The organism is Nocardioides eburneus, assembly GCF_040838215.1.
Classification (GTDB): Bacteria; Actinomycetota; Actinomycetes; order Propionibacteriales; family Nocardioidaceae; genus Nocardioides; species Nocardioides eburneus.
In genome coordinates this window covers 58,647-82,554 of sequence record NZ_JBFPJR010000013.1, presented here as the reverse complement: position 1 = coordinate 82,554, position 23,908 = coordinate 58,647, and the positions used below count along the sequence as shown (strand labels likewise).

At 72.4% G+C, this 23,908-nt stretch carries 32 protein-coding genes; 14 read left to right on the top strand and 18 right to left on the bottom strand.

Features of this window, described 5'->3' with window-relative positions:
- Positions 1–18: 18 nt before the first annotated feature.
- The 5 genes from AB3X52_RS09560 to AB3X52_RS09540 all read left to right on the top strand — a co-directional run bounded on the left by AB3X52_RS09560 (position 19) and on the right by AB3X52_RS09540 (position 2,768).
- Complete coding sequence (locus AB3X52_RS09560) at positions 19–255, top strand: hypothetical protein (RefSeq protein ID WP_367993650.1); 237 nt, start codon at positions 19–21, stop codon at positions 253–255.
- Between the two features lie 63 nt (positions 256–318).
- A complete protein-coding gene (locus AB3X52_RS09555) occupies positions 319–1,533 on the top strand; it encodes a DUF8462 domain-containing protein (RefSeq protein ID WP_367993648.1) in 1,215 nt (404 codons plus the stop codon).
- 31 nt (positions 1,534–1,564) lie between these two features.
- Complete coding sequence (gene arfB, locus AB3X52_RS09550; protein WP_367993646.1) at positions 1,565–1,963, top strand: alternative ribosome rescue aminoacyl-tRNA hydrolase ArfB; 399 nt, start codon at positions 1,565–1,567, stop codon at positions 1,961–1,963.
- A 57-nt stretch (positions 1,964–2,020) separates the two neighbouring features.
- Positions 2,021–2,461 (top strand): PPC domain-containing DNA-binding protein, encoded by a 441-nt coding sequence (locus tag AB3X52_RS09545; protein WP_367993644.1) that lies wholly within the window; start codon positions 2,021–2,023, stop codon positions 2,459–2,461.
- A gap of 73 nt (positions 2,462–2,534) precedes the next feature.
- Positions 2,535–2,768, top strand: coding sequence for a hypothetical protein (locus AB3X52_RS09540; RefSeq protein ID WP_367993642.1), 234 nt, complete (start codon positions 2,535–2,537; stop codon positions 2,766–2,768).
- Between the two features lie 106 nt (positions 2,769–2,874).
- Here the strand turns inward: AB3X52_RS09540 and AB3X52_RS09535 are convergent, their stop codons facing one another.
- Complete coding sequence (locus AB3X52_RS09535) at positions 2,875–3,063, bottom strand: PIN domain-containing protein (protein ID WP_367993640.1); 189 nt, start codon at positions 3,061–3,063, stop codon at positions 2,875–2,877.
- A 56-nt stretch (positions 3,064–3,119) separates the two neighbouring features.
- On the opposite strand from AB3X52_RS09535, the gene AB3X52_RS09530 reads away from it, so the two are divergent.
- The gene (locus AB3X52_RS09530; protein ID WP_367993638.1) at positions 3,120–3,728 is read left to right on the top strand and encodes a uracil-DNA glycosylase family protein; all 609 of its coding nucleotides are present in this window, start codon (positions 3,120–3,122) and stop codon (positions 3,726–3,728) included.
- Between the two features lie 24 nt (positions 3,729–3,752).
- On the opposite strand, the gene paaK is transcribed toward AB3X52_RS09530, so the two are convergent.
- Both paaK and AB3X52_RS09520 read right to left on the bottom strand, forming a co-directional pair.
- The gene (gene paaK, locus AB3X52_RS09525; RefSeq protein ID WP_367993636.1) at positions 3,753–5,048 is read right to left on the bottom strand and encodes a phenylacetate--CoA ligase PaaK; all 1,296 of its coding nucleotides are present in this window, start codon (positions 5,046–5,048) and stop codon (positions 3,753–3,755) included.
- A gap of 4 nt (positions 5,049–5,052) precedes the next feature.
- Positions 5,053–5,838, bottom strand: a complete 786-nt coding sequence (locus AB3X52_RS09520; RefSeq protein WP_367993634.1) for an enoyl-CoA hydratase/isomerase family protein — start codon at positions 5,836–5,838, stop codon at positions 5,053–5,055.
- A gap of 47 nt (positions 5,839–5,885) precedes the next feature.
- On the opposite strand from AB3X52_RS09520, the gene AB3X52_RS09515 reads away from it, so the two are divergent.
- Positions 5,886–6,491 (top strand): TetR/AcrR family transcriptional regulator, encoded by a 606-nt coding sequence (locus AB3X52_RS09515; protein ID WP_367993632.1) that lies wholly within the window; start codon positions 5,886–5,888, stop codon positions 6,489–6,491.
- A gap of 15 nt (positions 6,492–6,506) precedes the next feature.
- Here AB3X52_RS09515 and paaI read toward each other — a convergent pair whose 3' ends face one another.
- From paaI to AB3X52_RS09480, 7 genes are all read right to left on the bottom strand, one after another.
- Entirely contained in the window at positions 6,507–6,893 is a 387-nt protein-coding gene (gene paaI / locus AB3X52_RS09510) for a hydroxyphenylacetyl-CoA thioesterase PaaI (protein ID WP_367993630.1), read from the bottom strand.
- Positions 6,886–7,986 (bottom strand): 1,2-phenylacetyl-CoA epoxidase subunit PaaE, encoded by a 1,101-nt coding sequence (gene paaE, locus AB3X52_RS09505; protein ID WP_367993628.1) that lies wholly within the window; start codon positions 7,984–7,986, stop codon positions 6,886–6,888. The genes paaI and paaE overlap by 8 nt, the downstream gene beginning before the upstream one ends.
- On the bottom strand, positions 7,986–8,543 hold the full coding sequence (gene paaD, locus AB3X52_RS09500; protein ID WP_367993690.1) for a 1,2-phenylacetyl-CoA epoxidase subunit PaaD: 558 nt from the start codon (positions 8,541–8,543) through the stop codon (positions 7,986–7,988). Before paaD ends, paaE begins: the two co-directional genes overlap by 1 nt.
- Positions 8,544–8,569: 26 nt before the next feature.
- A complete protein-coding gene (gene paaC, locus AB3X52_RS09495) occupies positions 8,570–9,517 on the bottom strand; it encodes a 1,2-phenylacetyl-CoA epoxidase subunit PaaC (RefSeq protein ID WP_367993626.1) in 948 nt (315 codons plus the stop codon).
- 6 nt (positions 9,518–9,523) lie between these two features.
- Positions 9,524–9,808: a 1,2-phenylacetyl-CoA epoxidase subunit PaaB gene (gene paaB, locus AB3X52_RS09490; protein ID WP_437440543.1), complete on the bottom strand. Its 285-nt coding sequence runs from the start codon at positions 9,806–9,808 to the stop codon at positions 9,524–9,526.
- Between the two features lie 5 nt (positions 9,809–9,813).
- Positions 9,814–10,743 carry a 1,2-phenylacetyl-CoA epoxidase subunit PaaA gene (gene paaA, locus AB3X52_RS09485; protein WP_367993623.1) on the bottom strand — a complete coding sequence of 310 codons (930 nt, stop codon included), beginning with the start codon at positions 10,741–10,743 and terminating at the stop codon, positions 9,814–9,816.
- A gap of 99 nt (positions 10,744–10,842) precedes the next feature.
- Positions 10,843–11,244 (bottom strand): TIGR03668 family PPOX class F420-dependent oxidoreductase, encoded by a 402-nt coding sequence (locus AB3X52_RS09480; RefSeq protein WP_367993621.1) that lies wholly within the window; start codon positions 11,242–11,244, stop codon positions 10,843–10,845.
- Between the two features lie 24 nt (positions 11,245–11,268).
- Here AB3X52_RS09480 and AB3X52_RS09475 point away from each other — a divergent pair, with 24 nt between their 5' ends.
- The 5 genes from AB3X52_RS09475 to AB3X52_RS09455 all read left to right on the top strand — a co-directional run bounded on the left by AB3X52_RS09475 (position 11,269) and on the right by AB3X52_RS09455 (position 14,789).
- On the top strand, positions 11,269–12,021 hold the full coding sequence (locus tag AB3X52_RS09475; RefSeq protein ID WP_367993619.1) for an SDR family NAD(P)-dependent oxidoreductase: 753 nt from the start codon (positions 11,269–11,271) through the stop codon (positions 12,019–12,021).
- Positions 12,022–12,094: 73 nt separating this feature from the next.
- Positions 12,095–12,331 (top strand): hypothetical protein, encoded by a 237-nt coding sequence (locus tag AB3X52_RS09470; RefSeq protein WP_367993618.1) that lies wholly within the window; start codon positions 12,095–12,097, stop codon positions 12,329–12,331.
- 114 nt (positions 12,332–12,445) lie between these two features.
- On the top strand, positions 12,446–13,285 hold the full coding sequence (locus tag AB3X52_RS09465) for a glycerophosphodiester phosphodiesterase (protein WP_367993616.1): 840 nt from the start codon (positions 12,446–12,448) through the stop codon (positions 13,283–13,285).
- A gap of 26 nt (positions 13,286–13,311) precedes the next feature.
- Positions 13,312–14,265, top strand: coding sequence for a DUF5926 family protein (locus AB3X52_RS09460; RefSeq protein WP_367993615.1), 954 nt, complete (start codon positions 13,312–13,314; stop codon positions 14,263–14,265).
- Positions 14,266–14,270: 5 nt separating this feature from the next.
- Entirely contained in the window at positions 14,271–14,789 is a 519-nt protein-coding gene (locus tag AB3X52_RS09455; protein ID WP_367993613.1) for a GNAT family N-acetyltransferase, read from the top strand.
- Between the two features lie 111 nt (positions 14,790–14,900).
- Here the strand turns inward: AB3X52_RS09455 and AB3X52_RS09450 are convergent, their stop codons facing one another.
- From AB3X52_RS09450 to larB, 6 genes are all read right to left on the bottom strand, one after another.
- Complete coding sequence (locus AB3X52_RS09450) at positions 14,901–15,749, bottom strand: adenylate/guanylate cyclase domain-containing protein (protein ID WP_367993612.1); 849 nt, start codon at positions 15,747–15,749, stop codon at positions 14,901–14,903.
- A 167-nt stretch (positions 15,750–15,916) separates the two neighbouring features.
- Complete coding sequence (locus AB3X52_RS09445; protein ID WP_367993610.1) at positions 15,917–16,294, bottom strand: cyclic nucleotide-binding domain-containing protein; 378 nt, start codon at positions 16,292–16,294, stop codon at positions 15,917–15,919.
- A gap of 25 nt (positions 16,295–16,319) precedes the next feature.
- Entirely contained in the window at positions 16,320–17,585 is a 1,266-nt protein-coding gene (locus AB3X52_RS09440; RefSeq protein ID WP_367993609.1) for an arginine deiminase, read from the bottom strand.
- Positions 17,586–17,622: 37 nt separating this feature from the next.
- On the bottom strand, positions 17,623–18,216 hold the full coding sequence (locus tag AB3X52_RS09435) for a TMEM165/GDT1 family protein (RefSeq protein ID WP_367993607.1): 594 nt from the start codon (positions 18,214–18,216) through the stop codon (positions 17,623–17,625).
- Positions 18,217–18,229: 13 nt separating this feature from the next.
- Complete coding sequence (gene larC, locus AB3X52_RS09430; RefSeq protein ID WP_367993606.1) at positions 18,230–19,450, bottom strand: nickel pincer cofactor biosynthesis protein LarC; 1,221 nt, start codon at positions 19,448–19,450, stop codon at positions 18,230–18,232.
- Complete coding sequence (gene larB, locus AB3X52_RS09425; protein ID WP_367993603.1) at positions 19,447–20,151, bottom strand: nickel pincer cofactor biosynthesis protein LarB; 705 nt, start codon at positions 20,149–20,151, stop codon at positions 19,447–19,449. The genes larC and larB overlap by 4 nt, the downstream gene beginning before the upstream one ends.
- Positions 20,152–20,257: 106 nt before the next feature.
- Here larB and AB3X52_RS09420 point away from each other — a divergent pair, with 106 nt between their 5' ends.
- Complete coding sequence (locus AB3X52_RS09420) at positions 20,258–21,022, top strand: VOC family protein (RefSeq protein ID WP_367993601.1); 765 nt, start codon at positions 20,258–20,260, stop codon at positions 21,020–21,022.
- Between the two features lie 13 nt (positions 21,023–21,035).
- On the opposite strand, the gene AB3X52_RS09415 is transcribed toward AB3X52_RS09420, so the two are convergent.
- Entirely contained in the window at positions 21,036–21,887 is an 852-nt protein-coding gene (locus AB3X52_RS09415) for a prephenate dehydratase (RefSeq protein ID WP_367993599.1), read from the bottom strand.
- Between the two features lie 23 nt (positions 21,888–21,910).
- Between AB3X52_RS09415 and AB3X52_RS09410 the strand changes: the two genes are divergently transcribed.
- Positions 21,911–22,321, top strand: a complete 411-nt coding sequence (locus tag AB3X52_RS09410) for a DUF4446 family protein (protein WP_367993597.1) — start codon at positions 21,911–21,913, stop codon at positions 22,319–22,321.
- Here AB3X52_RS09410 and AB3X52_RS09405 read toward each other — a convergent pair.
- The gene (locus AB3X52_RS09405; protein ID WP_367993595.1) at positions 22,318–23,889 is read right to left on the bottom strand and encodes a bifunctional phosphatase PAP2/diacylglycerol kinase family protein; all 1,572 of its coding nucleotides are present in this window, start codon (positions 23,887–23,889) and stop codon (positions 22,318–22,320) included. The genes AB3X52_RS09410 and AB3X52_RS09405 overlap by 4 nt on opposite strands.
- Between the last annotated feature and the right edge of the window lie 19 nt (positions 23,890–23,908).

Here is a 23,908-nt window from a genome sequence, read left to right as displayed (position 1 = left end):
CGGGGGCACGATGGCTCCATGTGCTCGCTGCGGCCGACGCCGGCCGTGGGCTCGGTCTTCCTCGACGCCCGCGGCGACGGCCGCGCGCTCCGGGTGAGCTGGCACTCCGAGGCCGGCGTCGTCGTCCTCAGCGTGTGGCGGGACAACGTGTGTACGGCGACCGTCCGGCTGCCGCCCGAGGACGTCGTCGGCCTCATCGAGACCCTCGCCGCCGGCCTCGCGCGCGGCACCGACCCCGGCCTGGCCACCGCCTGACCCTGGATGCGACTCGCTAGCGAAATCTAAGGGATCGGCTAGAGACCTCGATACGGTCCGATCATGGACCCGATCCGCAACCCGTACGCCCCGGGAGCCGGGCAGCGCCCACCCGAGCTGGCCGGCCGCGACGAGCAGTTGCGCGCCTTCGATGTCGTGCTCGAGCGGGTCGCGAAGGGGCGGCCGGAGCGCAGCCTGGTCCTCACCGGACTGCGCGGCGTCGGCAAGACGGTGCTGCTCAACGCGCTGCGCAGCGCGGCGGTGCGCAAGGGGTGGGGGACCGGCAAGTTCGAGGCGCGCCCCGACCAGTCGCTGCGCCGGCCGCTCTCGAGCGCGCTCCACCAGGCGGTGCGCGAGCTCGGCCACCCCGAGGAGGACCCGGTCGACCATGTCCTCGGCGTGATCCGCAGCTTCGCGCAGCGCGAGGCCGGGCCCAACGCCAAGCTGCGTGAGCAGTGGTCGCCGGGCATCGAGGTGCCCGCCGTACGCGGCCGGGCGGACTCCGGCGATGTCGAGATCGATCTCGTCGAGCTGCTCACCGACGTCGGTGGCCTCGCCGCGGATGTCGGCAAGGGCGTCGGCATCTTCATCGACGAGATGCAGGACCTCGGCCCGGACGACGTCTCGGCGCTGTGCGCCGCCTGCCACGAGATCAGCCAGTCGGGCCTGCCGGTGATCGTCGTCGGCGCGGGCCTGCCCCATCTCCCGGCGGTGCTCTCGGCGAGCAAGTCCTACTCCGAGCGGCTCTTCTCCTACCAGCGCATCGACCGGCTCACCCGCGAGGCCGCCGACCGCGCGCTCCAGGCACCGGCCGCCGAGGAGGACGCGGAGTTCGACGAGACGGCGCTGAAGGAGATGTACGCCGCGACCGGAGGCTACCCCTACTTCATCCAGGCGTACGGCAAGGTCGTGTGGGACCTCGCCCCGCGTACGCCGATCACGGCCGCCGACGTCGAGGTCGCCGCTCCGGAGGCCGAGCGGGAGCTGGCGGTCGGGTTCTTCGGCTCCCGCTATGAGCGGGCCACCCCCGCCGAGCGGGACTACCTCAAGGCGATGGCCGATGTCGCCGTCCAGATGACCGAGACCGGTCAGGGTCGCATCGACGACATCGGCTCGGTCGCGACCGCCGACGTCGCCGTCATGCTCGGCAAGAAGCCGCAGTCACTCTCGCCGGCGCGCGACGCGCTGCTCAAGAAGGGCCTGATCTATTCGAGCGAGCGCGGCCTCATCGCCTTCACCGTCCCGCACTTCGGGCGCTACCTGCGGCAGCAGGGCTGAGCCGTGTCCGCCGACGGAACGGGAGGCTGAGGTGATCACCGTCCGCGGCCACGTCATCCCGGACGCCGACCTGACCTGGCGCTTCTCCCGCTCCTCAGGTCCGGGCGGCCAGCACGTCAACACCGCCGACACCCGGGTGCAGCTCTCGTTCGACCTCGCCGGCTCCGACGCGTTCCCCGACGCGCTGAAGCAGCGGCTGCTCGCCCGTCTCGGCGACCGGGTCGTGATCGACGCGTCGGAGCACCGCTCCCAACTGCGCAACCGTCGCGCAGCCGAGGACCGCCTCGTCGCTGTGCTTCAAGAGGCGATGAGACCGCCGGCCGCTCCACGGATCCCGACCAAGCCGTCGAAGGGGTCGCGACAGCGTCGCATCCATCAGAAGAAGAGGCACGGCGAGATCAAGCGCCTGCGCGGGCGACCGGAGGGCTGATCCGGCTGCCGGCGACCTGCGCGGTTTGTCGCCACCTCCATCGGGCACCGCATCGGGATGAGGGCGAAGCAGGTCTATGAGAACGACGGTCTACGAACCTTCGTGGTGGTGATGGACAAGGACGACGAGGCGTTCGGGCAGCTGACCGCCTTCGCCGGGGAACACCGGGTCACTGCCGCCGGACTGACCGCCGTGGGCGCGGCACGGGCGGTGACTCTGGGCTATTTCGACCTGAGCATCTGCGACTACCGCAGCACCGAGTTCACCGAGCAGCTCGAGGTGCTCTCGCTGGTCGGTGACATCGCACTCAAGGACGGCGAGCCCGCTGTCCATGCCCACATCACGCTGGGTCGCAAGGACAGCTCGACGATCGGCGGCCACCTGCAGAGCTTGACCGTGTGGCCGACGCTTGAGGTCGTGGTCAACGAGACGCCCGCCCAGCTCGCCAAGAAGGTCGACCCCGAGACCGGCCTGGCGCTCATCGACCTCTCCGGCTGAGACGTCGGGAGGCACGTTGGCATGCCGGTAGGGGTACCGCGTCGGCATTCGTCGCTCACCCCAGGGAGGGATCGTGACCGAGAACCAGTCGTCGGACCAGGGGTTCGACCCGCACCGCGCGCTCGTCTCGATGTTGCTCGAGAAAGTCCAGCAGGACCCGTATCCGTCGTCGACGATGATGGACTTCGTCGAGGCGCTGCTCCGGCCGGAGGAGATACCGGCGTACGCCGCCGTACTCCTCGACAAGATCCGGAACGACACGTTCCCGAGCCTGGACCTGATGGTGCGGGTGCGCGATCTGGCCTGATCCGCCACGACGTCGTACGCCGCAGAGCAAGTCGCGCCCTCGAGCGCGCGGCCGTGACGGCGGGGTGCTCGCGCGAGCGGTTGACTCCCTGGCAGCCGCTGCGGCCTCAGGCCGTCGCGACCTCGAGGTCGACGACCTCATAGTCGACGCCCAGGGCGTCGTAGGTCGCGCGGGCTCGCCGGTCGGCGGTCAGCAGCCGGTGCTCGTGATGCTGAGCGGTGGCGGCGATCAAGGCGTCGTACGTCGCTCCACCGCCGACTCCGCATGGCATCGACGCGACCATCGCGTGCACCATCTGCTCCTTCTTCCCGGCGGCCGGTGGGTCGGTCGCGATGTCCTAGCCTCGGCCCCATGGACGGGGGACAGGAGGGGGCCCGGGAGGGCCGGTTGGCGCAGATCCGCGCGGCGATCGTCGCCGACCCGGAGAACGCCTGGGCCACGGAGATGGGCTATGAGCCGTTGTACGTCGCCCACCCGGCCGCGCGCATCGTCGTCATCGGCCAGGCGCCGGGTCGCAAGGCGCAGGAGTCGCAGCTGGCGTGGAACGACGTCAGCGGTCGCACGCTGCTCACCTGGCTCGACGTGGACGAGGCGACGTTCCGGCGACCGGACCTGTTCGCGATCCTGCCCATGGACTTCTACTACCCCGGCAAGGCCGCGCACGGCGACCTCCCGCCGCGGAAGGGCTTCGCCGAGCGCTGGCATCCGCCGCTGCTCGCCGAGATGCCCGGCATCCGACTCACCCTGGTCGTCGGTGCCCACGCGCAGCGGTACTACCTCGGCCGCACGGGCAGCCTGACGGAGAACGTCCGCGCCTTCCGGAGTCATCTGCCCGGCGTCGTACCCCTGGTGCATCCTTCGCCGCTCAACTTCCGCTGGCAGACGCGCAACCCGTGGTTCGCCAGCGAGCTGCTGCCGGTGCTGCGGCGGCGGGTGAGCGAGGTGCTGGAGCGCGACTGAGGACGTCCGGACGGCGGACCGCGGTCAGCCGCGTCGGTGGTCGACGATGCGCCGCATCTTGCCGACCGAGCGTTCGATGCTCTCGGGGTCGACGACCTCGACGCCGATGGTGACGCCGACGAGCCGCTTGACGAGCTGGCCGACTCGCTCTCCCGCGGCCGTGGCGGCGTGCGGTGTGACGTCGGCACGCCGCTCGATCCGGACGAGGAGGGTGTCGAGGTTGCCCGCGCGCTCGAGGTGGCACTGGAAGTGCGGCGTGAGCTCCGGGGTCCGCAGGACGATCTCCTCGATCTGGGTGGGATAGACGTTGACGCCGCGGACGATCATCAGGTCGTCGGTGCGGCCGGTGATCTTCTCGATCCGCCGCATCGACGGCCGTGCCGTCCCGGGGAGCAGCCGGGTGAGGTCGCGGGTGCGGTAGCGGATCACCGGCATCGCCTCCTTGGTCAGCGAGGTGAGCACGAGCTCGCCCTCGTCGCCCTCGGGCAGCACCTCGCCGGTCAGCGGGTCGATGACCTCGGGATAGAAGTGGTCCTCCCACACGTGCAGGCCGTCCTTGGTCTCGACGCACTCCTGCGCCACGCCCGGCCCGATGATCTCCGAGAGGCCGTAGATGTCGACCGCGTCGAGCCCCAGCCGCTCCTCGAGCGTGGCGCGCAGCTCGTTGGTCCACGGCTCGGCGCCGAAGAGTCCGACCCGCAGCGACGAGGCCCGCGGGTCGAGTCCCTGACGCTCCATCTCGTCGGCGATGTTGAGCATGTACGACGGCGTGACCATGATCAGGTCCGGCCGGAAGTCCCGGATCAGCTGGACCTGCCGCTCGGTCATCCCGCCGGAGACCGGCACGACCGTGCAGCCCAGCTTCTCCGCACCGCCGTGGGCGCCGAGTCCGCCGGTGAAGAGCCCGTAGCCGTAGGCGATGTGGGCGATGTCGCCCGGCCTGCCGCCCGCCGCGCGGATGCTCCGTGCCACCACCGTTGCCCACACGTCCAGGTCGCCGCGGGTGTAGCCGACGACGGTCGGCCGACCGGTCGTCCCCGACGAGGCGTGGATCCGCACCACCTGTTCCCGCGGCACCGCGAACATCGTGAACGGGTAGTTGTCCCGCAGGTCCGCCTTCGTCGTGAACGGGAACCGCGCCAGGTCGGCGAGGTCGCGCAGGTCGTCAGGGTGCAGTCCGGCGGCGTCGTACGCCTGGCGGTAGTGGGGCACGTGGTCGTAGGCGAGCCGGACCGAGCGGCGCAGCCGGTCGAGCTGGAGTGCACGCAGCTCGTCGATCGAGGCGCGCTCGATCGGCTCAAGGTCGGGGGCGTCGGTCATCGCGTCACCGGCCGGTGAAGACCGGCTTCTCCTTCGCGAGGAACGCCTTCACCGCGCCGACGTGGTCCTCGGTCGCACCGAGCCGGATCTGGGCGTCGCCCTCGGCGGCCATCGTCTCGGCGAGCCCGCGGGACCAGCTCGCGGCCAGGAGCGCCTTCGACTCGGCGTACGCCGCCGTCGGCCCGGCCGCGAGGCGGCTCGCGAGCGCGGTGGCGTCGGTGAGCGCCTCGCCGGGTTCGGCGAGGCGGGTGGCCAGCCCCCAGGCCAGCGCCTGCTCGGCGGTGAACGGCTCGGCGAGCAGGACGAGCTCGCGCGCCCGGGCGTCGCCGACGGCGCGGGGGAGGGTGTGGGCGAGGCCGGAGTCGGTGGTGAGCCCGATGGCCGTGAACGCGGTGGCGAGCGTCGCCCGCGACGAGACCACCCGCAGGTCGCACGCCAGGGCGAGCGCGAGGCCGGCGCCGACGCAGTTGCCCTCGACGGCGGCGACCACCGGCTTCGGCATCGTCGCGAGCGCCGTCACCACCGGCACGTAGTCGTCGGCGACGGTGTCGAGCGCATGCACACCGTGCTCCTCGAGGGAGCGCGCATGCTCCTTGAGGTCCTGGCCGGCGCAGAAGTGACCGCCGGTCCCGGTCAGGACCACCGCCCGCACGCTGTCGTCCTCCGCGGCCGCGGTGAGCGCGTCGCGGAGCGCCGGCTTCACCGCGGAGTCGAGCGCGTTGCGCGCCTCGGGACGGTTGAGACTGACGGTGACGAGCGCGTCCCGACGGTCGATGAGCACAGGTTCCACAGGGCCTCCTTGCCGATGATTCCTGACCTGTCGGTCAGGATGTCACCATGACCGGTGCACGACCAGCCCCACGCCGCGGCCGGCCGGGGCACGACCAGACCGCCGTCCTGCGGGCGGCGATCGAGCTGTTCAACCGGCAGGGGTACGACGCCACCAGCATGGGGGACCTCGCCGCCGAGCTCGGGCTGACCAAGTCGGCGATCTACCACCACGTCCCCAGCAAGGCCCATCTGCTCCAGGAGGCGCTCGACGAGGCGCTCGGCCACCTCAGCGCCGTGCTCGACGAGGCGCGGAGGGACACCGGCCGGACGGCGTACGAGCGGCTGCGGAGCGCCGTCGAGGGCAGCGTCCGTGTCCTCGTCGACCATCTCCCGGCGGTCACGCTCCTGCTCCGGGTGCGGGGCAACAGCGACGCCGAGCTCGAGGCGCTGCGCCGGCGGCGCCGCATCGACGACGAGCTCGCGGAGCTGGTCGCGGCGGCCGTCGCCGAGGGCGCGCTCCGCGACGACCTGCCGCCCGACCTGATCAGCCGGCTCCTCTTCGGCACCGTCAACTCCCTCGCCGAATGGGTGCGCCCGCAGGGCCGGTACGACGCCGGCGAGCTCGCGAGCGCCATCACCGCCATGGCGTTCGACGGCCTCGCTCGGCGTTGAGCCGGAGCTCGGGGCTCAACCCAGCGTTCGGCTGCGGCCGCGGAACTCGGCGATGGCGGTCTGGTCGCGGCGGACCGTGACGTCGTAGATCCCCGACCGCCCGCGCCGGGTGCGCTCGACCGCAATGGCGACGAGGGTGTCGCCGAGACGGGCGGGCTCGAGGAAATCGACGTCGAACCCGGCGGCGACGGTCACCGGCCCGTGGCTGTTGCAGGCGAGCGCGAACGTGCTGTCGGCGAGGGTGGCGATCAGCCCGCCGTGGCAGAGGCCGTGGCCGTTGACCATGTCCTCACGGACGATCATCGTCACCTCGGCGCGGCCCTCGCCGACGGCGACGGCGGTCATGCCGAGCGCCTTGCTGGCGGTGTCCTCGGCCCACATCCGCTCCCACGGCTCAGGCATCGAAGTCCACCGTCAGGGCTTCGCTCCGCGGATAGCTCTGGCAGGTGAGCACGAATCCGGCCTCCACCTCGGCGGGCTCGAGCGCGTAGTTGCGGACCAGGTCGACCTCACCCCTGACGAGCCGTGCCCGGCAGGTCCCGCAGACGCCGCCCTTGCACGCGAACGGCAGGTCGCCGCGGTGTTCCTGGACGGCATCGAGCAGCGGCCGGTCGCGGGGTATGACGTGGGTGGTCCGGCGCCCGTCGAGCACGACCTCGACCTCGCTCCTGACGCCCGTGATCGCCGCGGCGCGGTGGTGGAGCTCGGGGGGCGGCTCGTCGACGAAGAAGAGCTCACGGTGGATCCGCGGCGCCGGGACGCCGAGCTCGAGGAGCAGGTCGCGCGCGGCGGTGGTCATCGCGAACGGCCCGCAGAGCCAGACCTGGTCGACGTCCTCGAGCGGCACCAGCAGGCCGAGCAGGAGCCGCAGCTGCTCCGGGTCGAGCCGCCCGGAGAAGAGCTCGACGTCGCGCGGCTCCCGGGACAGCACGTGGACGAGGTCGAACCGGGCCGGGTGGGCGTTCTTGAGGTCGGCGAGCTCCTCGGCGAACATCACCGACGCGGTCGTGCGGTTGCCGTAGAGCAGTGTCACCTCGCCGCCGGCCGCCAGCGCCGACGCCGCGATCGAGAGCATCGGGGTGATCCCCGAGCCGGCGGCGATGCAGAGGTGGCGCGCGCGGGCGTGCAGGAGCGTGGCGTCGGCGCGGAACGACCCGCTCGGCGGCTGCACCTCCACCACGTCCCCGGGCCGCATCTCGTGCACGAGCCAGCGGGAGAAGAGCCCGTCGGGCACCTCGCGTACGCCGATGCGCGGCCGGCTCCCGACGGCGGCACAGATCGAGTAGGTACGACGCTGCTCGACCCCGTCCACCATCCGCCGCAGCGTCAGCGACTGACCGGCGTCGAACGCGAACGTCGCTCGCAGCTCCTCGGGGACGTCGAACGTGACCGCGACCGCGTCGTCGGTGAGTGGCTCGACGGCCGCGACCGTGAGCGGATGGAAAGCGGTGCCGGCCCGGGCGGGTGCGGCCGCGGCGGTCGCTGCTGGGGGCATCAGTGCTCCTTCACGTGGTCGAACGGCTCCAGGCACGCGCGACAGCGGTAGAGCGCCTCGCACGCCGTCGAGCCGAACTCCGAGGTCAGCGCCACGTCGGTCGAGCCGCACCGCGGGCACCGCAGTCGCCGGCGTACGGGCGCGAGCGTCAGCGGCACCGGACCTGTCGACTCGCGCGGCGCGGGCCCGGGCGCGGAGATCCCGGCCTCGCGCAAGGCGGCGCGGCCCTGCGCGGTGATGTCGTCGCTCGACCAGGGCGGGTCGAGCTCGACCCGCAGGCGTACGTCACCGAACCCCTCCTCGCCCAGCCGCCGCACCAGGTCGTCGCACATCGTGGCCAGGGCGGGACAGCCGGAGTAGGTCGGCGTGATCGCCACCTCCACCGACCCGTCGGGCCGCGCCTCGACCCGGCGCAGCACCCCGAGGTCGGCGAGCGTCAACATCGGCAGCTCCGGGTCGACGACCGCCGCCGCGGCCTCCCACGCGCGGCTCGCGGATAGTCCGGGACCTTTCGGTCGCTCTACCGGCGAGTAATCGGCAGGAACGTCCCGGACTATCTCGCTTGCTCGCGGTCCGGTCACCATCACCACCTCCCCAGCGGGTGCGCCCGCGCGACCGACTGCATCTCGGCGAGCATCCGGGAGAGCGCCTCGGTGTGGACGCCGTCGCGCCCGGTGCGGGGCTGCCCGTCGACGCGTACGCCGGCCCGCGGCCGCACCTGCGGGCGCTCGACACCGCTCGTGGCGAGCAGGTGGTCGAGCACCAGGTCGGCCTCGGCGCGGACCGTCGCCGGGTCGACCCCCACCCCTGCGGCCGCGGCCTCGGCCTCGACCGGATGCGTGGTGAAGAGCTCGTCCCACCAGGGCATCAGCCCGGCCAGTGCGGCGACCAGCCGTCGGTGGGACTCCTCGGTGCCCTGGGCCAAGGTGAGGAACCACCGGCCGGCGAAGTCGCGGTGGTAGGTCACCTCCTTGACCCCTTTCGCGGCGACCGCGGCGAGGACGGCGTCGCGGCTCCGGGACAGTCGTTGGAGCACCGCCAGCCGCTGGACCGAGAGCAGCAGCACCCGGGTGACGGTCTCGGCGAAGTCACCGTTCGGCAGCTCGGCCATCCGGACGTTGCGGAGCTCCCGGTCGCCGCGGAAGAACGCCAGCGCGTCCTCCGCCGGCACCGGTGAGCCGGTGGGCAGCGCCGGCACGAGCGTCGGATCTGCGGCCGCCGCCCGAGCGAGCAGGAGCCGCGCCTGCCCCAGCAGGTCGAGCGCGATGTTGGCGAGCGCGATGTCCTCCTCCAGGTCGGGCGCGCGGCTGCACCACTCGCTGAGCCGGTGGGAGAGGACGAGGGCGTCGTCGCCGAGCATGAGCGAGTACGCCGCCAGCGTGCCGGGGTCGACCCCGTCCGGGACCGTGGTGTCGACCCCGGCCAGCGGGTCCTCGAAGGACGTGCCGAACGCCCAGTGCGCGTCGTTGCCGAGCAGCCCGACGTCGTACGCCGACTCGTGCTCGCCCTCGTGGTGGGTGTGGATGCTCATCGCCGATCACAGGTGGGGGACGTCGTCGGGAATGTCATAGAACGTCGGGTGGCGATAGACCTTGTCGCCGCTCGGCGCGAAGAGCGGGTCCTTCTCGTCCGGGCTGGACGCGGTGATCGCGTCGGAGCGCACCACCCAGATCGAGACGCCCTCGTTGCGCCGGGTGTAGACGTCGCGTGCGTGCCGCAGCGCCATCGCGTCGTCGGGCGCGTGCAGCGATCCGACGTGGACGTGGTTGAGCCCCCGCTTGCTCCGCACGAAGACCTCGTAGAGCGGCCACTCCGCCTTCACGCCCATCACCCCTCGTCTCCGGCCTTCTCGGCGAAGGCGAGGGCCGCCTCCCGGACCCAGGCGCCGTCGTCGTACGCCTGCTGCCGGTGGGCGAGGCGCTGGGCGTTGCACGGGCCGTCGCCCTTGACGACGGCCCAGAACTCGTCCCAGTCCGGCTCGCCGAAGTCGTACGACGCCCGCTCGGCGTTCCAGGCGAGGGCGGGATCGGGGAGCGTGACGCCGAGGGCCTCGGCCTGCGGGACGGTCATGTCCACGAACCACCGCCGCAGCTCGTCGTTGGTGTGGCGCTTGATGCCCCACGCCATCGACTGTGCGGTGTGCGGGCTGTCGCCGTCGGGCGGGCCGAACATCATCAGGCTGGGCCACCAGAACCGGTCGACCGACTCCTGCACCATCGCGCGCTGCTCGTCGGTGCCGCGCATCATCGTGGCGAGCAGCTCATAGCCCTGCCGCTGGTGGAAGGACTCCTCCTTGCAGATCCGGATCATCGCCCGCCCGTAGGGGCCATAGGAGGTGCGGCACAGCGGCACCTGGTTGCAGATCGCGGCGCCGTCGACGAGCCAGCCGATGGTGCCGACGTCGGCGTAGGAGAGGGTGGGGTAGTTGAAGATCGAGGAGTACTTCTGCGCACCGGTCAGTAGGTTGCGGGTGAGCTCCTCGCGGGAGACGCCGAGCGTCTCGGCGGCGGAGTAGAGGTAGAGCCCGTGGCCGGCCTCGTCCTGGACCTTCGCGAGCAGGATCGCCTTGCGCCGCAGGCTGGGCGCGCGGGTGATCCAGTTGCCCTCCGGCTGCATGCCGATGATCTCGGAGTGCGCGTGCTGGGCGATCTGACGGATGAGCGTGTGGCGGTAGTCGTCCGGCATCGCGTCGCGCGGCTCGATCCGGTCGTGGCGCGCGATCGTCTCCTCGAACGTCCGGTCGGCGACGTCCGACATGGGCACCTCCAGCGGCGAATTACTGACCGATCGGTCTGTAAGCCAGCGTGGCACGGGTCACAGGCGCACGCAAGGCCGGGGCGCGACGGTCACGGGGGATCAGAACGCGGACCAGCCCGACCAGCGCTCGACGTCGACGAGGACGACCGGCCCGGTCGGCGCATGGCCGGCGTACTGCGGGTATTTGGCGAGGAGCGGGGTGAGGTCGAAGGACTCGAGCACGCGCGCCCGACCGTCCGCGCGGGCCCACCACAGCTGCGTCCAGTCGTCGTCGTACGCGTCGACGAGGAGCGTCACCTGAGGGTGGGCGGCGATGTCGTCGAGCCGCCGCAGCCGGGTCGTCGACTTGGGCTTGTGGTCCACCGCGCTGACCAGCTGGTCGTCCACGAGGGCGAAGACGATCGGCACCAGCCGCGGCACGCCCGCGGCGGAGACCGTCGCGAGCCGCGCCACCCGCGCCTCGGCGAACCGACCACGGGCCCAGCCCTCGTCGTGCCGCATGTCGGGCACTCTACTGTGACGCCCATGAGCCTGACCCTCGTCACCGGCGGCACCCGCGGCATCGGCGCCGCGATCTCACGACGTCTCGCCGAGGAGGGGCACGACCTGGTCCTCGCCTACCGCTCCGACGAGCGGGCCGCGCAGGAGACCGCCGAGAATGTGCGGTCGCTCGGCGTCGCGTGTACGGCCGTCCGCGTCGACCTGGGCTCCGAGCTCGACACCGGCGCCGCCGTCGAGGAGCTCTTCGCCGCGGCGGCCGCGGTCGGCCCGCTGACCGGCGTCGTCAACAACGCCGGCGCCACCTACCTCTTCGCTCCGCTCGCGGAGACGCCGGTCGACGTCATCCGGCGCACCATCGACGTCAACCTCACCGCCGCGGTCCTGGTCGCGCGGGCCGCGGTCCGCGCGATGAGCACGTCGTACGGCGGCCGCGGCGGCGTCCTCGTCAACATCTCCTCCGGGGCCGCAACGCTGGGCTCACCGGGGGAATACGTCCACTACGCCGCTGCGAAGGCGGGGCTCGACGCGCTGACCCACGGGCTCGGCCTCGAGGTCGCCCGGGACGGGATCCGCGTCGTCGGCGTCGCGCCGGGACTCACCGAGACCGACCTGCACGCCACCACCGGCGACCCCGGTCGGATCGAGCGGATGGCGCCGGGCGTGCCGCTCGGCCGGGCCGGCACGCCCCGCGAGGTCGCGGAGGCGGTCGCCTGGCTGATGAGCCCGGCGGCGTCGTACATCACCGGCACGACGCTGCGGGTCGCCGGCGGCCGCTGAGCCGGCCGGGAGGACCCCAGGCGGTGAGGTGCCGAACTGTGTGCGCCCGAGTGTGACTGGAAGAATGCGGCTCGTGGAGGACGAGCAGCAGCAGGTCGTGTGGATGCCGGCGTTCCCGGTGGCGGTGGTCGTGCTGCTGCTGCACTACTACCTGCTTCCTCTGGGCGTCCTGGCCGCCGTCGTCGGCCTGGTCGGCGTGGTCGTCGGCGGCCGGAGCCGGCCCTGGCGGCTGCGCACGTGGCTGGCGCTGGGCGCCGTGATCGGGGCGGTCCTCTTCTGGGTCTACCTGGGCCTCGTCACCGTCTTCTGACCCCAGGTGACACTCAGCGTGCGCCGGAGCGCATGGTGGGTGTCCCAGCAGCGCCCGCGCCGAACGGTGAGCCCGTCGCGCGGATCGCGGGTGCATGGCGCAGACTTGATGCTCATGAGGCCCGAGGTCGTCGCGCATCGCGGCGCCAGTCACGACAACGCCGAGCACACCCTGGGGGCGTACGTCGCGGCGCTCGACGCCGGCGCGGAGGGACTCGAGTGCGACGTACGCCTGACCGCCGACGGCCACCTCGTCTGCGTCCACGATCGCGACCTACGCCGGATGGGTGCGCAGGGTCTGGTCTCCGCGATGGAGCTCGCCGACCTCGCCGAGATCGACATGGCGTCGTGGAAGAAGGGCTGGTGGGACGGCGAGGAGGAGGCCCCCGACAGGGACGACCGCGACCCGCGTCTCGACCGGGTGCTGACGCTGCGGACGCTGCTCGAGACCGTGCGCGACTACGACCGGCGGGTGGAGGTCGCGATCGAGACCAAGCACCCGACGCGCTACGGCGGCCTCGTCGAGAAGCGTCTCGCCGAGATGCTGCGCCAGTTCGGCTGGCACACCAAGGGCGCCCCGGTGCGGGTGATGAGCTTCTCGTTCACCGCGCTGCAGCGGATGGAGCGGCTCGCCCCCGACGTCCAGCTCGTGCAGCTCATCGAGCGGGCGCGCAACTGGCCGATGCTGAGCCGGGCGATGGGCGAGGACTGGATCCTGGGCCCGGGCGTGGAGATGCTGCGTGAGCATCCCCGGCTGCTGCGACGCATCCGCGAGTCGGGGCGGGACGTCCATGTCTGGGTGGTCAACACGGCCGAGGACCTCGACCTCTGCCTCGAGCTCGGGGTCGGTGCGGTGATCACCGACCGGCCCGCGTACGTCTTCGACCTGCTCGCCCAGCGGGGTCTCCCGGCCTCCTCGCCGAAGAAGCCGCGGGGCATGCCCGACGGGCGCTGACCCGCTCTGGCATAGGCTGCTGCGTCGTGGCCAAGAAGTCCCGTGTGAAGTCCCGTCAGTCCGCCCAGTCCTCAGCCGTCGCCGAGGGTGGGATCAGCCCTCGCGCGGCCTGCCCGTGCGGCTCCGGCAAGCGATACAAGGCCTGCCACGGGGCACCCGGCGGCGGCGCCGTCTTCGTGGCCCGTCCGTTCGAGGGGTTGCCGGGCGAGTGCGACCTCGTCGCGCTCCGCGAGCTGGTCCCGTCGGCCACGGTGCCGCTCACGATCAAGGGGTACGACGACGTCCCGGTGCTCCTCGGCTCGCTGCTGCCGCTCGCGGCGCCGGCGATGGCGCGCGACTCCGGCCAGGTGTGGGCGGGGCTGCAGGTGCAACACAACTACGGCGACGTCTCGCGTGAGGTGGCCGCCGTGCTGCTCGACGCGCTCGCGAAGGTCAAGGCCGGCGAGTCCGGCATCGTCGGCCTCACCGCCGCTCCCGGGGATGGTCCGCGCCTGCAGGACCTCGTCACCGACGACGCACTCACCATCACCGTCCACGAGGGCTTCGACTGGTGGATCGGCGACGTCGAGGACAAGTCCGGGATGGAGCACGCGCTCGAGCACGCCAACGAGGCGGCGATGCCGACCGCGCGACTCAGCTCGGTCGAGGCGGCCTACTGGACCGACACCGGCACGAAGGAGCACCTGCGCTGGGTCATGCCCGAGGCGGAGGAGGACCTGCTGACCGCACTCGCCCGGCTGCACGTCTCGGGCGCCGACGTGATCGTGCCGGGTGCGCGGTTCGTCGGCATGTTCCGTGCCCACGGTCTGCTCGCCCCGGTCTGGGACCTCCCGGTCGGCACCGGCGCCGAGGCGCTCGAGGAGCCGGCAGTCGCCTTCAAGGCGGCCCTCGACGAGGCGCTCGCCGACACCTCCGACCTCACGGCCGAGGTGCGCTCCGCGCGCGCCGGCCTCGCGAACCGTCAGGTCACCATCCGCTGACTCGAGTGACCTGGAGGGCCTCGGTGGAGATCGTCGGGATGGAGGCCGGCCACTGGCCGGGCGTCGCGGCGGTCTACGCCGAGGGCATCGCCACGGGCCACGCGACCTTCGAGGCGGAGGTGCCGTCCTGGGCGGCGTTCGACGCGAGCCGCTCGTCCGCGCACCGCTGGGTCGCGCTGAGGGACGGGGCGGTCGTCGGCTGGGCGGCGGTCTCGCCGACGTCGACCCGGGCGGTCTACGCCGGCGTGGTGGAGCATTCCGTCTATGTCGCCGCCTCTGCCCGCGGCCATGGCGTCGGCCGAGCGCTGCTCGACGCGCTCGTCACATCCACCGAGGCGGCCGGCATCTGGACGATCCAGTCCGGCATCTTCCCCGAGAACGTCGCCTCCCTGGCGCTGCACCGCAGCGTCGGCTTCCGGGTGATCGGCACGCGTGAGCGGGTCGGTCGGATGACCCATGGCCCGCTCGCAGGGCAGTGGCGTGACGTACGACTGCTGGAGCGGCGCAGCCCGGTCGTCGGATGACCCATGGTCCGCTCGCGGGGCAGTGGCGTGACGTACGACTGCTGGAGCGGCGCAGCCCGGTCGTCGGATGACCCGGCCGACGTCGGGTGGCCACGGTCGGGGGCCGGCTACTCAGTCGCTGCGTCGCAGCCGGTAGGGCTGCAGCCGGGCATAGCCCTTGACCGACGTACGCCGCATCCTGTGCAGCTCGAGGCCGGTGACGTCCTCGAGCTCGGCCGCGGCGCCCTCGTCGACGAGCACGGTCGAGGGCCGGGCGATCGAGGTCAGCCGGGAGGCGATGTTGACCGTCGGTCCGAAGACGTCGCCGAGGCGCTCGACCACGTCGCCGTACGCGACCCCGGCCCGGACGTCGGGAAACGGCTCGTCGGGGTCCTCGGCGAGCTCGAGCAGCTCCAGGGCGACGCGGGCGGCGTCCTCGATGCGGTCGCAGGTGAAGAGCACCGCGTCGCCGAGGTTCTTGATGACCCGGCCGTGGTGCTCGATGACGACGTCGGCGCAGGCGTCCTCGAACTCCTCGACGAGGTCGACGAGCTCCGCCTCCGTCAGCGTCTTGCTGCGGGCGGTGTAGCCGACGATGTCGACGAAGCCGACCGCCATCGGGACGGCGCTCGCGCCGGCGACGGTCAGGATCCGGCTCGCGGCGCTGGCGAGATGACGTCGCCAGACATAGGTCTGCAGCTCCTCGACCAGGGGGAGCACCTCCACGGCGACCGTCAACAGGTCGTCGACGTCGTCCCCGCCACGCTCTCGGGTGACGTCGGCGAGCAGCGAGGTCTGCCAGTCGGCGAGCCGCGCGAACGACCGGCCCCACGTCCGGACGAGTGCGGCCTGGCGGTCGGGGCTCAGGATGCCGAGCTGCATGAGGCCGGCCGTGTGGCGCAGCGCGTCGACGTCGGCCGAGGTGAACGCCGGCTGCCCCTCCTCGGCGTGCGGGAACCCGAGCAGGCGCCACAGCTCCATCGCCACCTCGAGGGGTACGCCGGCTTCGGCCGCGACCTCCTCGCGAGCCAGGCTCGGGGCCTCTCCCAGGAGGAAGCCCTCGACGACCTGCAGCGCCTCGGCGAGCTCGACGCCGGGATGCTCGGCCTGCTCGGGCGTCTCGGGCGGCCCCGCGGAGTCGGGCTCGGTCAGGACCCGCTCCCGAAGCGCTCCTGGGCGACCTGGTCGAGGGCGGCGTGGAAGGACGGCATCTCCACCGAGAGCCGCTGCAGCGCCTCCGCGCTGAGGTGGATCAGCTCCAGCGGCGTGAGGGCGACGATGGAGGCGGTCCGCAGCGAGCGGTTGAGGATCGCGGCCTCGCCGACGATGTCACCTGCGCCGAGCTGCGCGATCTCCTGGCCGTCCCTGCGGACCGAGACGGTGCCGTTCAGGATGATGTAGGCCTTGTCGGCGGGCGTGTCCTCCCAGATCGGCGACCAGCCCTCGGGGAGGTTGACCCGGGTCCCCGACGCGCTGATCGCGGCGATCTCCCGCGGGGTGAACATCGAGAAGAACGATTCGGTCACGAGGGTCCCTTCGCTGTGACGGCTGTTACTCGCTAGAACGATCCGCGGGGCTCGGGGATACGCGAAGCGGTTCCCGCGCCACGGGGCAGCTCATACAGCGCGGCCCACCCCGCCCCGAGCCCAGCTCGGAGCCGGCGATCGCGATGACCTCGATGCCGGCGGCCTCGAGGGCGGCGTTGGTCTGCAGGTTGCGCTCGTAGCCGACGACCACGCCGGGGGCGACGGCGAGCGTGTTGTTGCCGTCGTCCCACTGCTCCCGCTCGGCGGTCACCGGGTCGAGCCCGGTGTCGACGTGCTGGAGGCGGTCGATGCCCATCGCCTCCGCCGCGGCGGCCAGGAAGGGCCGGGGCTCGGCGACGGAGAGCACGGCGCGGCCGGCGTCGTCGCGCGCGCCGGAGTCGGTGACGGCGTACGCCTGCAGGGAGTCGATGACGTTGGGGTAGACCACGAGCTTGTCGGTGTCGACGAGGGTGCAGACCGTGTCGAGGTGCATGGTCGCCCGCTCCTGCGCGATGGGGACGGCGAGCACGGTGTGGGCGAGCGCCTGCCCGGAGTCGGGGGAGGGCGCGAGGACCTGACGGGCGAGGCGCTCGGCGCCGGCGGGGGTCGTGCGCTCGCCGACGCCGACGGCGATGACCCCGGGCGCGAGGAGGAGGACGTCGCCGCCCTCGACGTGCTCGAGGTGGGAGCCGAGGATCCGCGGGCTGGTGGCGAAGCGCGGGTGGCAGGCATAGATCAGCTCGGTCAGCTCGGTCTCGCGCTTGCGGGCGGGCATGGCGAGCGAGGTGATGGCCGCGCGGTCGCGGATCCACACCGAGGAGTCGCGGGTGAAGAGCAGGTTGGGCAGCGGGTCGATGAGGAAGTCGTCGTGGGCGAGGAGCGAGGTGACGAGGCCGAAGCCACCGCGCACCTCGTCGTTGCGGATGCCGGCGGTGAGGTGGTCGGTGAGATCCTCGGGCGCGGCCTCGCGGAGGAACCCCTCGAGATAGCCGCGCATCGTGTCGCCCAGGTCGAGCCCGCCGAGCACCGTCGTGACCGCCCGCTCCCGCGCGGCCGGGTCGGCGAGCGCCTCGGTGAGCAGCTCGGTCAGGTAGAGCACCTCGGCGCCGCGGTCGCGCAGCGCCTGGGCGAACGCGTCGTGCTCCTCCTGCGCCCGCCGCACCCAGGGGATGCCGTCGAAGAGCAGCTTGTCGTTGTTGCGCGGCGTCAGGCGCGTCAGCTCACGGCCGGGCCGGTGCAGCAGCACCGTACGCAGCCGGCCGACCTCGCTGTCCGCTCCCAGGGACGTCATGCCACCGGAGACTAGCGGGGCGGGGTGGTGGGGCGAGTCAGGCGAACACCTCCACGAGCGTGAGGATCCCGAGGACGAGGCAGACCAGCGCGCCGACGAAGTGGAGGACGTGCAGCTTCACGAAGCGGAGCAGCTGCCTGCCGAGGATGACGGCGAGCCCGCTGACGACCAGGAGGGCGCCGAGAGCACCCAGGAAGACCGAGACGGCCTCCTTGTAGCGCGCGACCAGCGAGATCGTCAGCAGCTGCGAGAGGTCGCCCCATTCGGCGGCGAAGAGCACCATGAACGACGCGAAGACCTGCTTCAAGCCGTGCGCCGGCTTCGCCTTCTCCGCGAACTCCTCCTCGTCGTCGGCCTCCTGATGGCTGCGCCCCTCCTTGAACAGGAGCACCGCCCCACCGAGGAAGAGCAGGGCCGCGGCGATATGGATGACGTCCTTCGGCAGCAGCGTCGCGACCCCGCCGACGACGACCGCGAGCAGGGTCTGGATCGCGAACGCCAGGCCGACGCCGATCCAGACGAAGAGCGGACGGTATTTCGTGGCGAGCACGAGCGTCGCTAGGAACGTCTTGTCCGGCAGCTCGACGACGAAGATCGCGGCGAAGGCAAGGGCGATGATGCCGATGTCCATGGAGGAGCTGGTCCTAGGGTCGGAGGGCGTGCGCGGCGGCCCGAGCCGCGGCGAGTACGTCGTGGGCCGGCCGCCCCAGTGCGGTGGCGGCGCGGGCCACATCGTCCCACTCCGGTTGAAGATTCACGATCTTGCCGTCGAGGCGGGCCACCTTCACCGCGACCCTCTCTCCGTCGACCTCGACCGGGACGACCTCGCGGGGGAGCGCACGCTTGACCACGGCGTGCTCCCGTACGCCGATCGTCGAGGTCTCCGCGAAGATCGTCCGCCGCACCTCGGCCACGGCCTGGGGCGGCACGAGGGCGTGCAGGGTGTGGGCGGGACGGCCCTTCTTCATCGTGATGGGACTCAGCCAGGCGTCGCGGGCACCGGCCGCGAGCAGCGCCTCGATCACCCCCGGCCACAGGCGCGGGTCGAGGTCGTCGACGTTGGCCTCGATCACGACCTCCTCGGTGGTTGCGACACCGGTCAGGTCGTGTCCGGGCGCGGCCGTCGAGGCGGCGTGGCCGACGAGCAGCCGCAGGACGTTGGCATGGCCCGCGGGGTCGCGGCCGCCGGCACCGACGCCGACCGCGGTGGTCACCATCGATGGCTGGGGCCCGGAGGCGGTCGCGAGCGTCGTCAGGAGGGCGGCACCCGTCGGCGTGCACAGCTCCATCTCCGGGGCGCCCGGCGGTCCGGCGTACGACGGAAAGCCCTGCAGCAGCCGCGCGACCGCCGGGGGTGGGACCGGCATCGCGCCGTGGGCGCCGTGGACCGTGCCCGAGCCGACCGCGACAGGGGAGACGACGACCGTGCTGCCGGGGAGGTCGGCGTGGAGGTGGACGACGCCGGCGCAGACCCCGACGACGTCGGCGATCGCGTCCAGAGCGCCGACCTCGTGGAAGTGGACGTCGTCGGGCGTCGTGCCGTGGACCGCGGCCTCGGCCTCCGCCAGGCGCGTGAACACGGCGGTCGCGAGGTCGCGGACGCGGGCCGCGAGGGGCGCGCTCGCGAGCAGCGAGCGGATCTCGGCCCAGGTGCGGTGGTGGACCGAGTCGGCGACGTGGACCTGGCAGAGCGTGGCGGCGAAGCCGTGCCGGGTCACCCGCTCGGGCGCGAGCGTGACCGGCTCCGGGGCGATCGCGTCGACGGCGTCGCTGAGGACCGCGAGCGGGACGCCGGCGTCGAGCAGGGCGCCGAGCAGCATGTCGCCGGACGCGCCGCTGGACGCGTCGATCCACAGCGTCGTCATGCGTCGTCCCGCGGGCGTGCGCGCCGCGCGATCCGGGCGGCGGCGACGCCGGCGCCGTAGCCGTTGTCGATGTTGACGACGGTGACCCCCGGGGCGCAGGAGTTGAGCATGCCGAGCAGCGCGGCCAGTCCGCCGAACGAGGCGCCGTAGCCGACGGAGGTCGGCACGGCGATGAGGGGTACGCCGACGAGCCCGCCGACCACGGACGGCAGGGCGCCCTCCATGCCGGCGACCACGACGACGCAGTCTGCATCCGTGAGCCGGTCACGGACCGCGAGCAGGCGGTGGACGCCCGCGACGCCGACGTCGGTGATCCGGTCGACGGCCGCGCCGTGGACCCGGACCGACAGCGCGGCCTCGGCGGCGACCGCGCCGTCGGACGTGCCGGCCGCCACGACGGCGACCCTGCCCCGCGGTGCGGGCAGCGGACCGAGGGTGACGGCGCGGGCCTCGGCGTGGACCGTGACGCCGGGGAGCTCGGCCGCGACGAGCGCCTCGGCCTCCGGCGTCAGTCGGGTGGCGAGGACGGCGCGCTCGGGGTGCTGCGCGTGGAGCCGGGCGAGGATCGCGACGACCTGCTCGGGCGTCTTGCCGGCGGCGTACACCACCTCGGGGTCGCCGGTCCGTGCCGCGCGGTCGAGGTCGACCCGGGCGAAGCCGAGGTCGGCCACGCGCCGGTCAGGGTCGGTCTCGTCGGTCACGGACCGAACTTACCTGTCCTTCGACCCTCCGAGATTGTCGGTGGTCGGGTGTTCGCTGGTCCCAGGGTCGAGCAGTCGAGTCAATTCATCCGTCGAGGAGGCATCGATGCCGAGATTCGAGTCCTACGCGCAGGGCACGCCCTGCTATGTCGAGCTGATCACCCATGACCTGGCCCGGGCCAAGGAGTTCTACGCCGGCCTGTTCGGCTGGGCCTACGACGCCCCGCCGGGTCACGAGGACGCCTATGCGAGCGCGCGTCTGGCGGGCGACCGGGTCGCCGGCCTGAGCGCGCCCTACGCCGAGGATGCCAAGGTCCCCCACTGGGGTGTCTTCCTCGCGGTCGACGACATCGACGCCGCGGTCGCGAAGGTCGAGCCGGCCGGCGGCACGGTCCTGGCCGCGCCGTCTGACGTCATGACCCTGGGCCGGATGGCGACGATCGCGGACCCGACCGGATGCCGGGTCCATCTGTGGCAGGCCGGCGACATCCCGGGTGCGGAGCGGGCGACCGAGCCGGGTGCGCTGATCTGGAACGAGCTGGTCACCTCCGACGTGCGTGCGGCGACGGCGTTCTACACCGCCGTCCTCGGCGTCGGGTGGGAGGAGTCCGAGATGGGTGACGGCGCGCCCTACACCCTGCTCAAGGTCGCTGACCGGCCCGTCGGCGGCGCGATGACGCCGATGTCGCCCGATCAGCCGACCGGGTGGAACCTCTACTTCAACGTCGAGGACGTCGACACCGCGTTGGCGAAGGCGCAGGAGCTCGGGGCGACGGTGGTCGCGCCGGCCATGGACCTCCCCGACGGCATGGGCCGGCTCGGCTTCCTCGCCGACCCCGAGGGTGCGATGTTGTCGCTCATGGCCGGCTGAGCGATGGCCGTCGTCAGAAGCGGGACGGATCCGCCGGATAGACGCCGAGCAGCTTCACGTCGGTGGTGAAGAACGCCAGCTCCTCGAGCGCGCGCTTGAGCCCGGGCTCGTCGGGGTGACCGTCGACCTCGGCGAGGAACTGCGTCGCGGCGAAGCGTCCGTCGACCATGTAGGACTCCAGCTTGGTCATGTTGACGCCGTTGGTCGCGAAGCCGCCGAGTGCCTTGTAGAGCGCGGACGGGATGTTGCGGACGTTGAAGATGAACGACGTGACGACCGGGCCGTTGCCGGCCGGCGCCTGCACGAACTCGGGGGAGAGGACCACGAAGCGGGTCGTGTTGTGGTCCTCGTCCTCGACGTCGGTGGCAAGCACCTCGAGGCCGTAGATCTCGGCCGCCATCGGCGGGCTGATCGCCGCCTGGGTCGGGTCGCCGGCCTCGGCGACCTCGCGGGCGGCCCCCGCGGTGTCGCCCGCGATGATCGGCACGAGCCCGTGCTCGCGGATGATCTTGCGGCACTGACCGAGCGCGTGGACGTGGCTGTGCACGGTCCGGACCTGGTCCAGGGTCGCCCCCGGGACGGCCATGAGGTGGAACCGGATGCGCAGGAAGTGCTCCGCGATGATGTGGAGCGTCGAGGTCGGCAGGAAGTGGTGGATATCGGCCACCCGGCCGGCGAGCGAGTTGTCGATCGGGATCATCGCCAGGTCCGCCTCACCCGCCTCGACGGCGGCGAACACATCCTCGAACGACGCGCACGGCACCGCCTCCAGCTCGGGGTAGTGCTGCTGGCAGACCATATGGGAGTTCGACCCCGGCTCGCCTTGATAGGCGATCCTCGTCGCGGCGCTTCGCGGTTCCGTCACCGGGTCAGTCTAGATTCGACCGCGTGCTCGCTCTCGCGCTTCTCAGTCTGCTGACAGCCGTCGTCGCCCTCGTCCTCGCCGCGCTTGCCTGGAGGAGCGGCCGCCGCCCGTCGTACGACGGCGACGAGCCGCTCCCCGAGGACGTGCTGGGCCTGCGCCAGGAGGTCGCCGCGCTGCGCGCGGAGGGACGCGACGCCCTGCGCCACCTCGCGGTGGTGAGGTATGACGCGTTCGGGGACATGGGCGGCCAGCTGAGCTGGACGCTGGCGCTCCTCGACGACGGCGGCGACGGCGTCCTGCTGACCTCGATCCACGGCCGCTCGGACGCGCGGTCCTATGCCAAGAGCGTCGCCGGCTGGCGCTGCGAGCAGCAGCTCTCCCCGGAGGAGGAAGAGGCGATCGAGCGGGCCCGCCCCGGGCGCGAGGCCCGTTAGCGCGGGACGCGCACGAGCAGCCGGCCGTGGATGCAGGTCATCCGCAGCTCGCGACCGGGCTCGATGGTGTCGCCGTCGAGCTCGCGCGGCGTGTCGTGGCTGGCGCGGACGACGATGCTGCGGCCGGTCATCCGGTTGACGAGCTCGTCGGTGCGTGACCGCTTCCCGAGGATGCGGACGGCCAGCGGGAGCCAGGAGAGGAACCTCCGCGGGTTGAGCAGCACCACGTCGAGGAGACCGTCGTCGATCCGGGCGTCGGGAAGCAGCGGCATGCCGGCCTGGAGGTAACCGACGTTGCCGACGACGACGGTGCGTGCGCGGTGCTTGGTGAACTCTCCGTCGTCGACGGAGATCTCGAGCCGCATGGTCGGGAACATCAGGCTCTTGAGCGCGGAGAGGACGTAGGCGAGCCAGCCGATCCGCTTCTTGATGTCCTCGTTGACGTTGCCCATGATCGCCGCGTCGAAGCCCATCCCGGCCATCACCATGAAGTGGGTGTCGGGCATGTTGTCGCCGCTGACCTCGACGAGGTCGACGGCGCGGTCCTGGCCGGTGAGCGCCACGTCGATGGCTGCGCGGATGTAGAGCGGCACCGACAGGTTGCGGGCGAGCAGGTTGCCCGTGCCCGCCGGCACGATGCCGACCGGGATGCCGCTGCCGGCGAGGGCGGCGCAGACCTCGCGAACGGTGCCGTCCCCGCCGCAGACGAGGACGAGCTCGGCGCCCTCGGCCTGGGCGGCGCGCGCCATGCCGGTGCCGGGGTCGTCCACGGTGGTGAGGTGCCAGGTGGGCTCGTCCCAGCCGGCCTCGCTCGCCATCTGGCTCACGATCGCCTGGAACTGCCCGACCGACTCCACCTTCACGGGGTTGAGGACGACGGCCAGCCTCGTCCCGCGCGGCCCGAGCTCGAGGAGCGGCTCGGCCTTGATGGCGTGGCTCCTCGGCAGCGGCGAGTAGACGACCAGCCCGAGCAGCACCAGCCCGAGCGCGAGGAGGACGCCGCCCACGACGTCGGTGGGGTAGTGGCGGCCCAGGAAGACCCGGTCGAGGCCGACGCCCACGACGACCACCCCGATGAGCGTGTACGCCGCCCGCCGGACGCCCCGGCGGCGTACGAGCAGTCCGACGACGACCGCGATAACGCCACCCAGCGCCGCCGTCGTCGCGGCGTGGCCGGAGGGGAAGGAGTTGCTGTCGAGGACCGCGTGGTGGACCTGCCACGGTGGCCGACGTCGGTCGAACGCCCAGACCAGCAGCCACCGGACCACGACGGTGGTCAGGACGACCCCCGCGGAGTAGACCGCCGGTCGCGGGTGCTTGCGCGCCAGGAGCGCGACCAGCACCACGGTCATCGCGAGGATGCCGTAGAACCCGAAGACGATCTCGACGGATCGCAGCAGGTGGCGGAGCCCGGTGTGGTGGACGGTGACGTGCGCCGCGTCGCGGCCGACCGAGTCGAGATCGGGCAGCGGAGCCCAGCCGTGGGTGGCGGCGACGCCGAGCAGGACGAAGAGCGCGAGGCAGACGGCGGCCCAGGCCAGCAGGGAGCGGCGTGCGCGATCGAGCAAGTCGGTCCTCGTCCTTCTT

Coding starts and splice junctions, on each gene's coding strand:
- AB3X52_RS09555 (WP_367993648.1), top strand. CDS start 319: ATGGACCCGATCCGCAACCCGTACGCCCCGGGAGCCGGGCAGCGCCCA.
- paaC (WP_367993626.1), bottom strand. CDS start 9,517: ATGAGCATCCACACCCACCACGAGGGCGAGCACGAGTCGGCGTACGAC.
- AB3X52_RS09480 (WP_367993621.1), bottom strand. CDS start 11,244: ATGCGGCACGACGAGGGCTGGGCCCGTGGTCGGTTCGCCGAGGCGCGG.
- AB3X52_RS09435 (WP_367993607.1), bottom strand. CDS start 18,216: ATGGACATCGGCATCATCGCCCTTGCCTTCGCCGCGATCTTCGTCGTC.
- AB3X52_RS09545 (WP_367993644.1), top strand. CDS start 2,021: ATGAGGGCGAAGCAGGTCTATGAGAACGACGGTCTACGAACCTTCGTG.
- AB3X52_RS09450 (WP_367993612.1), bottom strand. CDS start 15,749: ATGGAGCTGTGGCGCCTGCTCGGGTTCCCGCACGCCGAGGAGGGGCAG.
- AB3X52_RS09535 (WP_367993640.1), bottom strand. CDS start 3,063: ATGGTGCACGCGATGGTCGCGTCGATGCCATGCGGAGTCGGCGGTGGA.
- AB3X52_RS09530 (WP_367993638.1), top strand. CDS start 3,120: ATGGACGGGGGACAGGAGGGGGCCCGGGAGGGCCGGTTGGCGCAGATC.
- AB3X52_RS09560 (WP_367993650.1), top strand. CDS start 19: ATGTGCTCGCTGCGGCCGACGCCGGCCGTGGGCTCGGTCTTCCTCGAC.
- paaE (WP_367993628.1), bottom strand. CDS start 7,986: ATGCCCCCAGCAGCGACCGCCGCGGCCGCACCCGCCCGGGCCGGCACC.
- larC (WP_367993606.1), bottom strand. CDS start 19,450: ATGACGACGCTGTGGATCGACGCGTCCAGCGGCGCGTCCGGCGACATG.
- AB3X52_RS09515 (WP_367993632.1), top strand. CDS start 5,886: ATGACCGGTGCACGACCAGCCCCACGCCGCGGCCGGCCGGGGCACGAC.
- AB3X52_RS09475 (WP_367993619.1), top strand. CDS start 11,269: ATGAGCCTGACCCTCGTCACCGGCGGCACCCGCGGCATCGGCGCCGCG.
- paaK (WP_367993636.1), bottom strand. CDS start 5,048: ATGACCGACGCCCCCGACCTTGAGCCGATCGAGCGCGCCTCGATCGAC.
- AB3X52_RS09420 (WP_367993601.1), top strand. CDS start 20,258: ATGCCGAGATTCGAGTCCTACGCGCAGGGCACGCCCTGCTATGTCGAG.
- AB3X52_RS09440 (WP_367993609.1), bottom strand. CDS start 17,585: ATGACGTCCCTGGGAGCGGACAGCGAGGTCGGCCGGCTGCGTACGGTG.
- paaA (WP_367993623.1), bottom strand. CDS start 10,743: ATGTCGGACGTCGCCGACCGGACGTTCGAGGAGACGATCGCGCGCCAC.
- AB3X52_RS09465 (WP_367993616.1), top strand. CDS start 12,446: ATGAGGCCCGAGGTCGTCGCGCATCGCGGCGCCAGTCACGACAACGCC.
- paaI (WP_367993630.1), bottom strand. CDS start 6,893: ATGCCTGAGCCGTGGGAGCGGATGTGGGCCGAGGACACCGCCAGCAAG.